This is a genomic window from Neobacillus solisequens, from assembly GCF_051233465.1.
Taxonomy (GTDB): domain Bacteria; phylum Bacillota; class Bacilli; order Bacillales; family Cytobacillaceae; genus Neobacillus.
The window spans coordinates 1-14017 of record NZ_JBKFGJ010000029.1 but is presented as its reverse complement, the minus strand read 5'-3'; the positions used below and the strand labels follow the sequence as shown (position 1 = coordinate 14017).

At 39.3% G+C, this 14017-nt stretch carries 17 protein-coding genes and 1 rRNA gene; 1 reads left to right on the top strand and 17 read right to left on the bottom strand.

All coding sequences use genetic code 11. The features are described from left to right. Window positions 1–68 precede the first annotated feature (68 nt). Window positions 69–353: an AbrB/MazE/SpoVT family DNA-binding domain-containing protein gene (locus tag ACI3K6_RS22360; protein ID WP_335478120.1), complete on the top strand. Its 285-nt coding sequence runs from the start codon at window positions 69–71 to the stop codon at window positions 351–353. Window positions 354–392: 39 nt separating this feature from the next. On the opposite strand, the gene rsmI is transcribed toward ACI3K6_RS22360, so the two are convergent. From rsmI to rrf, 17 genes are all read right to left on the bottom strand, one after another. Further along, on the bottom strand, window positions 393–1268 hold the full coding sequence (rsmI, locus tag ACI3K6_RS22355; protein ID WP_435556553.1) for a 16S rRNA (cytidine(1402)-2'-O)-methyltransferase: 876 nt from the start codon (window positions 1266–1268) through the stop codon (window positions 393–395). Next, the gene (locus ACI3K6_RS22350) at window positions 1240–1533 is read right to left on the bottom strand and encodes a GIY-YIG nuclease family protein (protein ID WP_335478124.1); all 294 of its coding nucleotides are present in this window, start codon (window positions 1531–1533) and stop codon (window positions 1240–1242) included. Before ACI3K6_RS22350 ends, rsmI begins: the two co-directional genes overlap by 29 nt. Continuing rightward, the gene (locus tag ACI3K6_RS22345; protein WP_335478126.1) at window positions 1523–2263 is read right to left on the bottom strand and encodes a tRNA1(Val) (adenine(37)-N6)-methyltransferase; all 741 of its coding nucleotides are present in this window, start codon (window positions 2261–2263) and stop codon (window positions 1523–1525) included. Before ACI3K6_RS22345 ends, ACI3K6_RS22350 begins: the two co-directional genes overlap by 11 nt. A 59-nt stretch (window positions 2264–2322) precedes the next feature. Next, a complete protein-coding gene (gene yabA / locus ACI3K6_RS22340; protein ID WP_335478128.1) occupies window positions 2323–2694 on the bottom strand; it encodes a DNA replication initiation control protein YabA in 372 nt (123 codons plus the stop codon). 13 nt (window positions 2695–2707) lie between these two features. Further along, window positions 2708–3535 (bottom strand): PSP1 domain-containing protein, encoded by an 828-nt coding sequence (locus ACI3K6_RS22335; RefSeq protein ID WP_335478130.1) that lies wholly within the window; start codon window positions 3533–3535, stop codon window positions 2708–2710. After that, on the bottom strand, window positions 3528–4532 hold the full coding sequence (gene holB / locus ACI3K6_RS22330; protein WP_335478132.1) for a DNA polymerase III subunit delta': 1005 nt from the start codon (window positions 4530–4532) through the stop codon (window positions 3528–3530). The genes ACI3K6_RS22335 and holB overlap by 8 nt, the downstream gene beginning before the upstream one ends. A 77-nt stretch (window positions 4533–4609) precedes the next feature. After that, entirely contained in the window at window positions 4610–4939 is a 330-nt protein-coding gene (locus ACI3K6_RS22325) for a cyclic-di-AMP receptor (protein WP_335478134.1), read from the bottom strand. Between the two features lie 109 nt (window positions 4940–5048). Next, the gene (gene tmk, locus ACI3K6_RS22320; protein WP_435556552.1) at window positions 5049–5681 is read right to left on the bottom strand and encodes a dTMP kinase; all 633 of its coding nucleotides are present in this window, start codon (window positions 5679–5681) and stop codon (window positions 5049–5051) included. 21 nt (window positions 5682–5702) lie between these two features. Next, window positions 5703–7139 (bottom strand): aminotransferase class I/II-fold pyridoxal phosphate-dependent enzyme, encoded by a 1437-nt coding sequence (locus ACI3K6_RS22315; RefSeq protein WP_435556551.1) that lies wholly within the window; start codon window positions 7137–7139, stop codon window positions 5703–5705. A gap of 89 nt (window positions 7140–7228) precedes the next feature. Continuing rightward, window positions 7229–7447, bottom strand: coding sequence for a sigma factor G inhibitor Gin (locus ACI3K6_RS22310; protein ID WP_435556550.1), 219 nt, complete (start codon window positions 7445–7447; stop codon window positions 7229–7231). Window positions 7448–7915: 468 nt separating this feature from the next. Next, entirely contained in the window at window positions 7916–8845 is a 930-nt protein-coding gene (gene rbsB, locus ACI3K6_RS22305) for a ribose ABC transporter substrate-binding protein RbsB (protein WP_435556549.1), read from the bottom strand. A gap of 26 nt (window positions 8846–8871) precedes the next feature. Then, on the bottom strand, window positions 8872–9819 hold the full coding sequence (locus ACI3K6_RS22300) for an ABC transporter permease (protein WP_435556547.1): 948 nt from the start codon (window positions 9817–9819) through the stop codon (window positions 8872–8874). Continuing rightward, entirely contained in the window at window positions 9816–11318 is a 1503-nt protein-coding gene (locus tag ACI3K6_RS22295; protein WP_435556546.1) for a sugar ABC transporter ATP-binding protein, read from the bottom strand. Before ACI3K6_RS22295 ends, ACI3K6_RS22300 begins: the two co-directional genes overlap by 4 nt. Next, a complete protein-coding gene (rbsD, locus tag ACI3K6_RS22290) occupies window positions 11319–11714 on the bottom strand; it encodes a D-ribose pyranase (RefSeq protein WP_435556545.1) in 396 nt (131 codons plus the stop codon). Window positions 11715–11716: 2 nt separating this feature from the next. Continuing rightward, on the bottom strand, window positions 11717–12622 hold the full coding sequence (rbsK, locus tag ACI3K6_RS22285; protein ID WP_435556544.1) for a ribokinase: 906 nt from the start codon (window positions 12620–12622) through the stop codon (window positions 11717–11719). A gap of 12 nt (window positions 12623–12634) precedes the next feature. Beyond that, the gene (locus ACI3K6_RS22280) at window positions 12635–13615 is read right to left on the bottom strand and encodes a LacI family DNA-binding transcriptional regulator (RefSeq protein ID WP_435556543.1); all 981 of its coding nucleotides are present in this window, start codon (window positions 13613–13615) and stop codon (window positions 12635–12637) included. Window positions 13616–13893: 278 nt separating this feature from the next. After that, window positions 13894–14009, bottom strand: a 5S ribosomal RNA gene (gene rrf, locus ACI3K6_RS22275). Window positions 14010–14017: the final 8 nt, after the last annotated feature.

The window sequence follows — 14017 nt, the reverse complement described above, 5'->3', positions numbered from 1 at the left end:
TAAAAAATTTGTCGAATAATGACGAATTACTAAATAGAGATGTTTACAATTGAGAGGAGATATAAATTATGAAATCTACTGGTATTGTTCGTAAGGTTGATGAATTAGGCCGTGTTGTTATTCCTATCGAATTAAGACGTACACTTGGTATTGCAGAAAAAGATGCTCTTGAAATCTATGTTGATGACGATCGCATCATCTTAAAAAAATATAAACCAAACATGACTTGCCAAATCACTGGTGAAGTATCTGATGATAACCTAGCACTAGCTGGCGGAAAGTTAATCTTAAGCCGCGAGGGTGCAGAACAATTAATTAAAGAAATTCAAAACAGCTTTGAAACTGCGAAGTAATTATACCAAAGGCTCCAGGGTTTTCCCCGGAGCCTTTTCTTATTTTTCTATATGATATACCTGATATACTTCCCGTTTATTCATTCCTCTATCCTTTGCCGTTTGTTTGACCGCATCCTTTGAGGTCATTTTTTTCACGGAAATATAGTGGTTTACATGATCTTCTATTGTAAATTCCGCCCACCAGCTTTGATCTTCCATTACTTCTTCTTTTGACCCTTCTACAATAATGCAAAATTCACCGCGAATCTCATCAGTTTCTGCCCATATGAGCAGATCCTCGATACTGCCCCTGATAAACTCTTCAAATTTTTTCGTCAGCTCCCGGCAAAGGGATATTTTTCTGTTTCCAAGGATATTTCCCATGATTGCCAGCGTTTCCTTAAGCCTATGAGGAGACTCATAAAAAACTAAGGTTGCCTTTTGGTATCTTAAATTTTCCAACTCCTCCCGTTTTTCCTTCTTATTTCGGTTTAAAAATCCGTAAAAATAAAAAGGTTGACACGGTAAACCTGATGCGATTAAAGCGGTTATTGCTGCATTGGCGCCAGGTAACGGAACCACCGTTAGTTTCTCATGGACTGCTTGTGTTACTAATTCATAACCAGGGTCTGATATGGCAGGCATTCCTGCATCACTAACAAGAGCAATGTTTGCACCCTCTTTTAATTTTTCGATTAATTTTTCACCGCTAGACTCTTTGTTATGCTCATGATAGCTGACAATTGGGGTGGGAATTTCAAAATAATTAAGTAGTTTCTTCGTGTTTCTTGTATCCTCGGCTGCAATCAAATCAGCCTCTTTTAATATTCGTATGGCTCGAAAGCTCATATCCTCTAAATTACCGATTGGGGTGGGAACAAGGTACAGAATCCCTTTTTCCCTCTCATTCTGAAAGCTTTTCTGCTGCCACATCTTCATCACCTAACTTCTGGTTAATAAACGCCAATTTTTGCTTTCTTGGCAACTGTTTAAACTGATATTCGGCCTTCATTGCGTCACTCTTATTGTTAAACGGCTGGAAAAAAGTCAATGTGACCGGGCCCCGCCCTCGTGTATACTTAGCACCCTTGCCTTCGTTATGAAGCTTAATTCTGCGTTCTAAATTATTCGTATACCCTCCATAAAGACTGCCATCTGCACAAGTGAGCACATAGAAAAAATGACCGTTATTCTCCATATAAAATCTCTCTTATTTCCTGGGTGTATTCATTATTGTCGTTATACACAATAATCGGCGGGAGAATTTTTAGATCTGGGCTACCATCCTTAATTGCTTCAATTAATAAGGTATTAGCCTCCTTACCAACCTTAGGATAGACCAATTGAATTCTTTTGGGCTCCAATCGGTATTGACGCATTAACATTATGATATCCATTAGTCTGCCGGGACGGTGGACAAACGCAACCTTGCCCCCTTGTCTCACCAGATCGCTGGATGCCTTTATAGCATCCTCTAACGTACAAAGTATTTCATGACGGGCAATCGCTAAGTGTTCATTTGGGTTTATATCGCTTTTTGGTGGGGTTGAAAAATATGGTGGGTTGCAGGTAACCACATCAAATTTCCCGTACCCTAACTGTTTCGGACTCTCCTTAAGGTCACCGTGAACCATCCTTATTCGGTTTTCCAGTCCATTGTATTCAATGCTTCGAACGGCCATATCGTATAATCGTTCTTGGATTTCCACCCCTGTAATTTGCCCCTTCGTCCTTGCACTTAAAAACAGTGGAATTACACCGTTTCCGCTACACAAATCAATAAGGTTTCCTTTTTGGATTGGAACATACACAAATCTAGCCAATAGGACGGCATCTAAAGAAAAAGCAAAAACAGAAGGACTTTGAATGATTCTCAAGTTTTCTGCTAATAAGTAATCAAGCCGTTCATCACCCTTCAAGTTGACCATAACAACCATCCTCTATATGTAAGTATGAAAATAGAGGCTGATATGATCAGCCTCATTGATTATTTTTTATTCAGAAACGAAAGGCAGAATAAGCAATCGCCTTCCTTACGCAGGCTTCCAAAGTGAAGATTGCAGATATGGAATCCTTCGTGATAAAGCCTAGCCAGATTATCATATCCTTCTCCAACATCAAATGGCTGTTTGGCTCCCGGAGCTGGGGTTCGATTCGTTTCTTTTTTACTTTCCGGTTCTTGCTTAACTTCCGTGGTGATCTCTAAACGGCGCCTTAAATGCTCATTTTCAAGCTTTAAATAGTGGTTCTCTTCTATTATTTCTGCCAGATGCTGCTTTAATTCTCCAAGCTGCTGATATAGATGGCCAATTTGTGTTTCCATATTACTTACTGATTCAAATATTTCTTTTTTATCCACGTATTCCACCTCGTTAATCTGTGGATTGTATCGAAAGGGCACCTTCTTTAATAATTTCATCCAAGGTGAATTCCAAGACCCGCTCTTGTTCCGTCAATTCTACCTGTAGGACGCGCTCCAAGATATTTAAACCTACCACTTTTCCCCTGCCATTTGGTGTTTCGATCATCTCTCCTAAATCCGGCAGCTGCTCTTTGGCTGATTCATATTCATCATTTTCATATTTTAAACAGCACATAAGCCTACCGCATAAGCCTGAGATTTTCGTCGGGTTAAGGGATAAATTCTGGTCTTTCGCCATTTTAATCGAAACCGGGTCAAAATCACCTAAAAATGTGGAGCAGCACAGCATTCTTCCACATGGACCAATACCGCCAAGCATTTTTGCCTCATCGCGCACACCAATTTGGCGAAGCTCAATTCTGGTGCGGAAGATAGCAGCTAAGTCCTTTACCAGTTCACGGAAGTCTACTCTTCCTTCAGCTGTAAAATAGAAGATTACTTTATTTCGATCAAATGTATATTCAACATCCACCAGTTTCATATCCAGTTGATGTTCATTTACTTTTTCCGTACATACTTCGTATGCCTCTTTAGCTGCTTGCCTATTTTCATCTACAATCATTCGATCCTTCTGATCCGCGATTCTGACAACCTTTTTTAAAGGAAGGACAACATCATGCTCCTCAACTTGTTTACGAGCAATCACTGCTTTGCCGAATTCGACACCGCGAACAGTTTCGACAATAACAAAATCATCCTTCTCAATAGGGAGGTCTCCGGGATCAAAATAATAGATCTTTCCCGCTTTTTTAAAGCGTACTCCTACAACATCATACAATCGAAGATCCCTCCTGAATTTTTAACACAAGCTGTTCCATCATTAGCTGAGGATTCATATTGGCTTGCAGCTTTCTCTTGGCGTCAAGAACTGCTGACATTTGATCCGACAGGCGCCGTCTTGATGTTTGCAGGGCAAATTGCTGTAACCTTTCACTCTCTTGAAACACAACTTGCTCCTGCTTATCTAATTGAATGTATAGTAAATCTTTTAAATAAAGAAGTAATAGATCTAAACCACGCTGAATCTGTTCTTTTTCTTTGAAGTGTGGAAACCAATCACTCTGAAGCGTAACCATTGCTTCTAAGGGGCTTTTTTTCAACACCTCATATAATTTTACCACTATTTTTTGGGCTTGTGCAAACCATTCATCAACATTTAATTCCAATGCCTCATCGAAACTATTGGTCAAATGTGCAAGAATTGGTGCCTTCCCAGGTTTCACACCATTTTCAATGAGTTGTTTGATGAGTATCTGGGGAGGTAATGGTTGAAATGTTAAAACTTGACACCTCGAAAGGATGGTTGGCAATATTTTCTGTGGCTGTTCTGTCAGTAAAAATGCTGTTGTTCGTGCATTGGGCTCTTCTAAAAATTTTAGTAAACTATTGGAAGCACTAATGCTCATTTTGTCAGCATGATTAAGTAGATATACCTTTTTTAGGGATTCTACACCCTTTTTGGAAAACTCCGTTTGTAATTCTCTAATTTGATCCACCTTGATGGATAACCCTTCAGGTTCAATGACATGGACATCCGGATGGTTTCCATGATTAATTCTCCTACAATTATTGCAGGACTCGCATGGTTTATAACCACCCACTAATGCTTCACAAAACAGAGCCTTTGTGAGCAGCATTCCGATTTCCTTCTTACCCGTTCCTCTCATACCTTCGAAAAGATAGGCATGGGCCACCCGATTTTTGACTAAGCTGTTTTTTAACATTCTTAAAATGGTTGGCTGCAGCTCTTCCAGTTGATCCCATGTTTTTACCAAACCTATCACTCACTAACATTAAAAGTATTATTGACAGTCACTCTATAAGCAACTATCAACTAAAAAGGGAGATTTATTTAAAAATGCATATACTGCTCAATCGGCAAGACGAATACGGTGGCACCGCCAACTTCTACTTCAACTGGATACGGAACATAGGAATCGGCATTTCCACCCATAGGAGAAACAGGTGAAACCAACTGGTCACGGGCTCTGCAGTTATCTTTAATGATCTGTAATGCCCGCTCAACCCGGATATCCTCCGTTCCAATCATAAAAGTGGTATTTCCCGATTTTAGAAATCCACCGGTACTAGCCAATTTAGTCGCTCTAAAATTATGATCAACCAACGCTTTTGAAAGACGGTTACTATCCTGATCTTGTACAACAGCAATGATAAGTTTCATTGTAACACCCTCTCCTCTATTTATTTCGTCTCTTGTCCCTTTTCTATATTATATCAGGTATTAGGAGTTCATACATTCGTTAACATTAGGAAGCCATGAAAAAAAAGCCTTACAGTGAAGGCTTTTCTGCTAATTTCCTTTGTACGATTTGCAATGTTTCTGAATAAACCTCATGGATGGATCTAGATGCATCTACTTTGATCATTCGATCTGGAAAACGTTCTATTAAAATATGATAGCCTTCTCGAACTTTATGGTGAAATTCTAAGTCTTCAAGATCAAGGCGATTAATTTCCCTTGCCTTGTTTTTATTAATCCGTTGTAGGCCCAAAGCAGGTTCAATGTCAAAGTAAATCGTAAATGTGGGCATCATATTTTCTATTGCAAATTGGTTAATACCCCAAACCTCTTCAATCCCTAAGCCCCTCGCATAGCCTTGATACGCAAGCGAACTATCAACAAAGCGGTCACACAAAATGACTTTCCCCTGCTCAAGCGCCGGTTTCACTTTTTCAACTAAATGCTGTCTTCGGGCAGCTGCATAAAGCAATGCCTCTGTTCGGGGATCCATTGCCGTATTTTCTTTATTTAAAATGACATTTCTGATTTGTTCAGCGATATCTATTCCACCCGGCTCTCTTGTCACCAGGGTATTCTCCATCCTTTCTGCAACCATTCCTAGGATGGTAGTTTTTCCAGCGCCATCTGGACCTTCAAATGTAATAAACGTTCCTTGTGTCATGAACTAAACCTCCAAAAGCTGTTATGTTTGAAAAATAGTTATGTATCCTTCTTTTAAATGTGAACCGCCCTGGAACCGAGCACCTGTCATTATTAAATGCTGTAATCGTTCAAGCTTTTCAGATGTAATTCGTTCCCCTTTTAGCAGTAATGGAATTCCAGGCGGATAAGGAATAATCGTTTCAGCACAGACATGATGATGTGCTTGTATGAAAGGAACGTCCTTTACAAAAAGATGGTCCATTTCCTTATAGCCAATCGCCAACCCAGAAACCTTTTCAGTCTGTTCCATATAAAGCTTTCCTACCTTGTCCTGATAGGTAAAGTGTTGGAGTATTTGTTTCAATTTATCAGCAGTTTCTGTAAAAGGATAAGGTTGTCCCTCTTTAAGTAAAGGTAAAATAAGCAGGATATTATAGGGATCCGCTAATTCTGTATAAATGCCCAAACCCTCTAACCTTTTCTGCAATTCAAATCCATTCATCTCACTTTTCGATTGAATGGTGATTTTTAGAAGATCTCCTTGATTATTGGGGTATTCCAGTACCTTAATCGTCGGGATTTCCGCTAACTGCTCCTTAAAGTGATTCGTTCTCTCATGCAAATAACAAAGATCATTGCTTCCGTACCTGGCTAAATAACTCCTAGCCAAATCTAAGGAGGCCATAATTGGGTATGACGGGCTGCTTGACTGAAAGATCCCCAGGTATTCTTTTACTTTATTTAGATTAATAAGGTCTGAATTAAAGTGTAGATAAGAACCCATTGTCATCGCCGGAAGTGTCTTATGTGCCGATTGCACCACGATATCGGCACCCAACTGAATGGCGGATGCAGGAAATGGGTTACCCAGAATAAAATGGGCACCATGAGCCTCATCCACCAATACTGGTATATTCTGTAGATGAGCCTGATCGATTATTTCTTTAAGGTCATAAACCATACCATAATAATTAGGATAGGTTAGAATAATTGCTTTGGCCATGGGATACTGTTCAATGGCCTTTGCTACCGTTTCAGGTTGTACTCCCCCGGCAACCTTCCAATCGGGATGATATTCTGGTTCTAAGAAAATCGGTCTTGCCTTTGCTAATTGTAAAGCGTTTAAGACTGATTTATGGCAGTTTCGCTGAACTAGGACTACATCATCCTCTGAACAAACCGCCATAATCATCGCTATATTCCCAACTGTCGATCCATTAACAAGAAAAAAGCTGTTTTTAACTTGATATAAATTAGCTAATAATAATTCGGCCTCTAAAATGGCTTCCTCCGGGGAATGAAGATCATCGAGGCCGGTAAGCTCTGTTACATCAATAGTTAATATAGACTCGAAGCTGGAATATAGTCCAAACTCACCAATCTGTCCATATTTATGCCCTGGGACATGAAAAGAAATTGGATTCCTTTTTTTATGTTCCATTAATGCTTGATATATAGGTTTCTTTTGTTGTTCCATTATTAATCTTCCCTTTTAAGTGTCCTATCTATTTTATCAAATAGGCTGTTTATTCCATAGAAAAAAATAAAGCCCTTGTCGGACTTTGATTAAGAGAAAATTTCTGGGGTTGTAATTTTTTTTAGTTGCTGTAAAAAATATTTATATTTAGGGTCAGTCGTATCTGTTTGAATTAAATCTCTTTCACATTCTATGCAAATAAACGATTTATACAGATGTATGCCCTTCGGTTTAAGATCTTCACAAATAACGCATGCTTCCTCAGAATAATGCTGTGCTAAAAATGAATTCAATCCTTCCACCTCCATACACCCATTCTTTCCGGCACATATGATTTGTATACAATTTTTAGAATTTTCTTCGATAGAGTTCTCTTTATCATCATATGATGATGGTTTAAGTTGGGTGTATGTCTATTATGAATTATTTTCTTGCAGAATTTTCTGGGTTAAGGGCTTTAGCTTAAACCAATTGAAAAAGCTACGGCAATGGTTTCAGCTAAATAAACGGTGTTCCTTAGTTTTCCTTAATGTGAAAGAGTGCCAGATCCATTCTGACACTCCATTGTTTTTAATTAGAAGGCTCTGTTAAACTTGTATGTTGATTTCCGCTCCAGGCACTTCGCTTTCCGTGGGCGTTTCGGCGAGCCTCCTCGGCGCTTGCGCCTGCGGGGTCTCTCCAGAACCGTACTCCCACAGGAGTCTTCGTGCCTTCCGCTCCTATCAACAGGGTTTAAAAATCAACAGTATTCATTAACATAGCCAATTAGAAAAATATTATTTTACCAGTTCTAATGATACTGGAATGAATTTTTCTACCGTTTCCTTCTTCACTACTTTTGCCGCGGTTTCTACACCGAATTTACCTATGTCGGCTGGTTTTTGAGCGACAGTCGCTGCCAATTTTCCGTCTTTTACTGCCTTTACAGCATCATCAGTTGCATCAAAACCAACGACAATAACATTTTTTAATCCCGCTGCTTCAATCGCTTGCAGTGCACCTAATGCCATTTCGTCATTATGGGCAAATACCGCTTGAATATCTTTGTTTGCTTGAAGAATATTTTCCATTACAGTTAAGCCTTTTGTACGGTCGAAGTCAGCTGCTTGTTTGGCAACAACCTTAATGCCGTCAACTCCGTCAATTGCTTTATGGAAACCTTCGCCACGTTCACGTGCTGCAGATGACCCTGGGATTCCTTCTAATTCAACTACTTTACCTGATTTTCCCAGTTTTTCTAAAATAAATTCTCCAGCCATTTTTCCGCCGGCAACGTTATCAGATGCAATATGAGAAACAACCTCTCCACCATTGGCACTGCGGTCTAATGTGATGACTGGAATTTTTGCATTATTAGCAGACTCGATTGCTGAAGTAACAGCATCAGAATCAGTTGGATTAATTAGAAGAACGTCCACGCCTTTTTGAATTAAATCTTCCACATCACTAACCTGCTTAGCAGAATCATTTTGAGCATCTACTACAAGAATATCATTTCCTTGAGCTTTTGCTTCCTTCTCAGCACCTTCCTTTAAGGTAACAAAGAATGGGTTGTTTAATGTTGAAATAGAAAGACCAATTTTTATCTTGCCATCCTTTTTGGAACTTGAAGTTTTTTCTGAAGATCCTGGAGCTTTCGTTGAACAACCAGCTAGTACCAACATTAATAATGCAAAAAACACTAATCCTTTAAATGCTTGTTTCATTTTTCTTTCCCCCTAAATTTTTTTGTTTATGCTGCTTTTTTTCTGTCAAGTAAGACGGCTAGTAGGATGACACCTCCCTTTACAACCTGTTGATAAAAGGAGCTAACATTCATTAAATTCAAACCATTATTTAAAACCCCAATAATGAGGGCTCCAACTAAAGTACCAAAAATCCATCCTCTACCACCTGAAAGGCTTGTCCCCCCCAGAACAACTGATGCAATGGCATCTAACTCATAGGAGGTTCCCGCTGTCGGCTGTGCGGAATCCAGTCTTGATGCCAGGATAATCCCTGCCAACGCGGATAAAGTACCCGTTAACGCATAGATCCAAACCTTCACATTATTTACACGGATACCTGATAATAAGGATGCTTCTTCATTACCGCCAATTGCATATACACGTCGGCCAAACGTCGTTTTTTTCAAAACAAAGTATAAAATCCCGTAACAGACAAGCATCCAGATCACCGGTATTGGAATCCATCCAAAGTAACCTCGCCCCATTAGTTCAAACATAGAGCTTTTTGATAGTCCGGTAATCGGCCGACCTTCTGTATATACCAAAGTCAATCCACGAAAAATGGTCATAGTTGCCAGTGTTGCGATAAATGGCGCGACCTTTCCTTTTGTGATAAATAAACCATTAATGGCTCCCATAACGGCACCTGAACCCAGGCCGACAATCATCGCTAGAAATGGATCCATCCCATTGGCCATCATTCCGGCTGTTAGTGCTGAAGAAAGTGCAAGAATGGATCCAACAGATAAATCAATCCCTCCTGTTAAAATAACAAAGGTCATTCCAAATGCAATTAGGGCATTAATTGAAACCTGGCGTAAAACATTAAACACGTTTTCTAGTGTTAAAAAACTTGTGCTGACAACCGACAACACGACCGTTATCAGGATCAGACCTAATAAAGGGCCTAATTTTTGAATTAGTTGTTTAGAAATTAAGTTAGAGGACTTCATTTTTTACTACCCCCGGTTGCTGACTGCATAATTTTTTCTTGGCTTGCTTCGGACCTTTGGATCGTTGCCGTCAATTTCCCTTCATGAATAACAATAATCCGGTCACTCATTCCTAGAATTTCTGGAAGCTCAGAGGATACCATAATGATGGAAACTCCTAGTTTCGTTAGTTCATTCATCAGTTGGTAGATTTCTTTTTTTGCCCCTACATCTACCCCGCGGGTCGGTTCATCCAGGATTAATATCTTTGGATCAATCCCCATCCACTTACCGATAACAATCTTCTGTTGATTTCCCCCACTTAGGGATTTAACACTTAGCTCACGTCCGGATGTTTTTACCTTCAGCTTCTCAATCATCTCGTCTACCAAACGGTTTTCCTTTTGAGAGGAAATGAGACCATTCTTAGAAATTTTATTTAGGTTGGTGACCGAGTAATTTTCTCTGACAGAAAGTTCGAGAATTAAACCTTGGCTTTTGCGATCCTCCGTCACAAAAGCAATTCCTGTCTGGATCGCATCGAAAGGTGTTTTAATAGAAATCTCTTTATTATCAATAAACACTCTGCCTTCATCATGTGGCCGGAATCCAAAAATCGCTTGCATGATTTCTGTTCTCCCTGCTCCCATTAGGCCAGCTACACCAAGGATTTCTCCCTTATGTACTGAAAAATTAATTTTTTCAAAGTTACCTTTTCTTGTTAAATTTTCTACTCTAAATCGCTCTTCCCCAATTTCTATATTACGTTCAGGGAACCTTTCACCCAGTTGTCTTCCAACCATTAACCGAACAATCTCATCAAAACTTGTTTCATTAATGGATTTAACATCGATAAATTGACCATCACGCAACACAGAGATTCGATCACAAATTTGGAAAATTTCCTCCATTCGGTGAGAGATATATACAATCCCCACTCCCTCCTTTTTCAAGGAAGCGATCACTTTAAAAAGGGATTCAATTTCACGCTCTGTTAAAGCTGCCGTTGGCTCATCCATGATAAGCACCTCAGTATTGGCAGCAACCGCTCTGGCAATCTCAATCATTTGTTGTTGCCCTACAGATAAACTGCCGGCCTCCACTGTAGGATCCATGTCAATTCCTAACCGATTAAGATACTCCTTTGTTTTTTTCTTCATTTCTTTGTCATTGGTTACCCCAAATCGACCAAAGGTAATTTCCTTTCCAAGGAACATATTTTCATAGACAGATAGGTGTGGTATGATATTTAATTCCTGATGGATGACGGCAATTCCAGCTTTTTCTGCTTCCTTCGGATTTTGAAAATGAACTTCTTTTCCCTTTACCCAAACGGTTCCTTGGTCACGTTCATAAATACCCGTTAAAATTTTCATCAACGTTGACTTACCGGCTCCATTTTCCCCCATTAACGCATGAACTTCTCCTGGTAAAAGCTGAAACTCAACATTTTCCAATACCTTATTACCAGAAAATGCTTTGTTAATTCCTTTCATCTCTATCACAGGTACAGTGCTCATTTAAAAAATCACTCCTGCATGTAATATGATGTTTGCATATGGAGTTGCTTCACCCGTTCGAATAACTGCCTTTGCCTTTTTAGTCAGCACTTTGAAGTCCTCATGCGATATGTAATCTATAGTGTCGCAGTTTAGAAGTGTTTTAATCTGTTCCTCTATATTTGGATTATTTTCGGTTATTTCATTAGCAAGAGTAATTTTCTCTATGGCCAAATCCTCAAAAACAGCCTCAAGTGTCTCCATAAAGGAGGGACTACCAATTTTTAATGATAAGTCAATTCTTACTGTTTCATCTGGTATCGGGAGTCCACAATCTGCAATAACAATCATGTCGGTATGTCCCATTTTTGAAAGAACCTCTGATACATGGCTATTTAAGATCCCATTTTTCTTCATTTTCACTCATCCCTTTGCTGTTTTTGTAAAAATGTTTGAACCTCTTTGAGAGTTGGCATGCCACTTTGAGCCCCTAATTTTGTCACAGACAATGCTGCAACGGCATTAGCAAACCGACACGCTTCTTCAAGTTGCTCTCCATTACTTAACGCAAAAGCAAGTGCACCATTAAATGAATCACCGGCTCCAGTGGTGTCTACGGTCTCTACCTTAAAGCTTGGTATATTTCTCTCACCATCCCTATAAAACTTAACCCCTTTAGCTCCCATTGTGATAATGCATTTCTTTAACATTTCCTTGCGTTCACTATCTGACCATTCTTCAGACTCTAAAAGAAACTGCTGCTCATGTTCATTAGGAGTAATATAATCCACCTTTTGTAAAAGGCTTTTGGAAAGAGCCTGGATTGGGGCAGGATTAAGAATCACCATTACTTGGTGTTTTTTTGCTAATTCTACTGCCCTTTCAACACTTTCAATTGGGATTTCAAGCTGAAGCAGCAAGATATCACTTTTTGAAATTACTTCTTCATAGCTCGAGACTATATCCGGCGTTACCTGATAATTCGCTCCTGGAACGACAATTATATTGTTATCACCATCTGATAATGTAATAGATGCAATTCCTGTCGACCTATGTGTAACCGGTTTCACATAGTCCGTGTTTACTCCTTGATTTTGCAAATGCTTGACTAATTCTTGGCCAAAGGCATCATCACCCACACAACCTATCATCGTAGTGACAGCACCCAACTTAGCTGCCGCCACCGCTTGATTTGCTCCTTTTCCACCTGGTATCGTATGAAATGATTCACCCAGAACGGTTTCTCCCATATTTGGTACACGATTAGTCGATGTAACCAAATCCATATTTATACTGCCGATTACTGTAATTGTTTTGTTACTCACCATTTGTCACCTCTAAACTTTCGTCGATTGCCCTTTTATCAGAGCTACATCAAATTGGTGATGCAAGTTGTTGATTACCTTACCTTCAATCATTTCTAGTAAAAGCTCAGCTGCCTTATGCCCTAATTCATAAATTGGCTGGGCTATTGTTGTAATTTCCGGGCTTGTTAAACGACATAGTTGGATTCCATCAAAGCCAATGATTGACAACTCTTCTGGGACCTTAATTCCTAACTTTATGGCTGTTTTTAATACTCCAACCGCCATATAATCATTGCCGGCAAAGATTCCATCTACATCAGGATGGTTTGTAAGCAACTTTAATGTAGCTTCTGTGGTCTTTGCAATGTTATAATCACCATTTACAATTAATTCAGGACTAAACCAAGTTTCATTTTCAACCTCAGCTAAATACCCCTGATATCGTTCTTGCGCATTTATAATATTTTTAGGACCCCTTATATGTGCAATTTTCCTACAACCAATATCTTTTAAGTACCTTACTGCCTGGCTAGCTCCCTGAAAGTTATTAACATATACAGAAGGAATATCCTTACTAATCGGCCGGTCAAGAGCAACTAATGGAATATCCCGCGATTCAATATGTTTGGGAGTTAATGTATTGGTCACGATTATGATCCCGTCCACATATTTTTGTTTCATGACATCAAGATACATGATCTCCTTCTCCACCTGTTCATCGGAATTACAAAGGATTAATGTATACTCTTGACTGCTCATCACATCTTCTATCGCTCTTGCTACTTCAGGAAAAAAGGGGTTATTAATATCAGGTACAATTAAAGCGACGGTTTTGGACTGTTTCTTAAATAAACTCCTGGCAATTTCATTAGGCATATAATTCAACTTGGAAATAGCATTCAGTACTCTTTTGCGAGTATCCTCATTAACATAGCCGCTATTGTTCAGAACCCTAGAAACAGTGGCAACAGACACCTTGGCTTCAACTGCCACATCTTTTATTGTGCTCATGCTGTTAATCCCCTTTTTTATCACTTATCAATTATATGTAACCCGTTACATATTCTATAAAAAAAATGAGTGTATGTATACTTCGTTCTGTAACCGGTTACATATCTATTTGAGTTCATTGTAAGCGGTATTTTTTTTGCTGTCAATTACTTTTTTGTGATTTTGAATTCTTATTTATTTTATCTACCACAAACGTTAACTCTTTTCTGGTATCTGCTAAGGATAGAAGAGTTATCTTAAGCCAAAAAAAGACAACCCTAAACAGGTTGTCTTTTTTTGCCCAGCAACGTCCTACTCTCACAGGGGCAAGGCCCCAACTACCATCGGCGCTGAGAAGCTTAACTTCCGTGTTCGGTATGGGAACGGGTGTGACCTTCTCGCCATTATTGCCGGACTATTTTA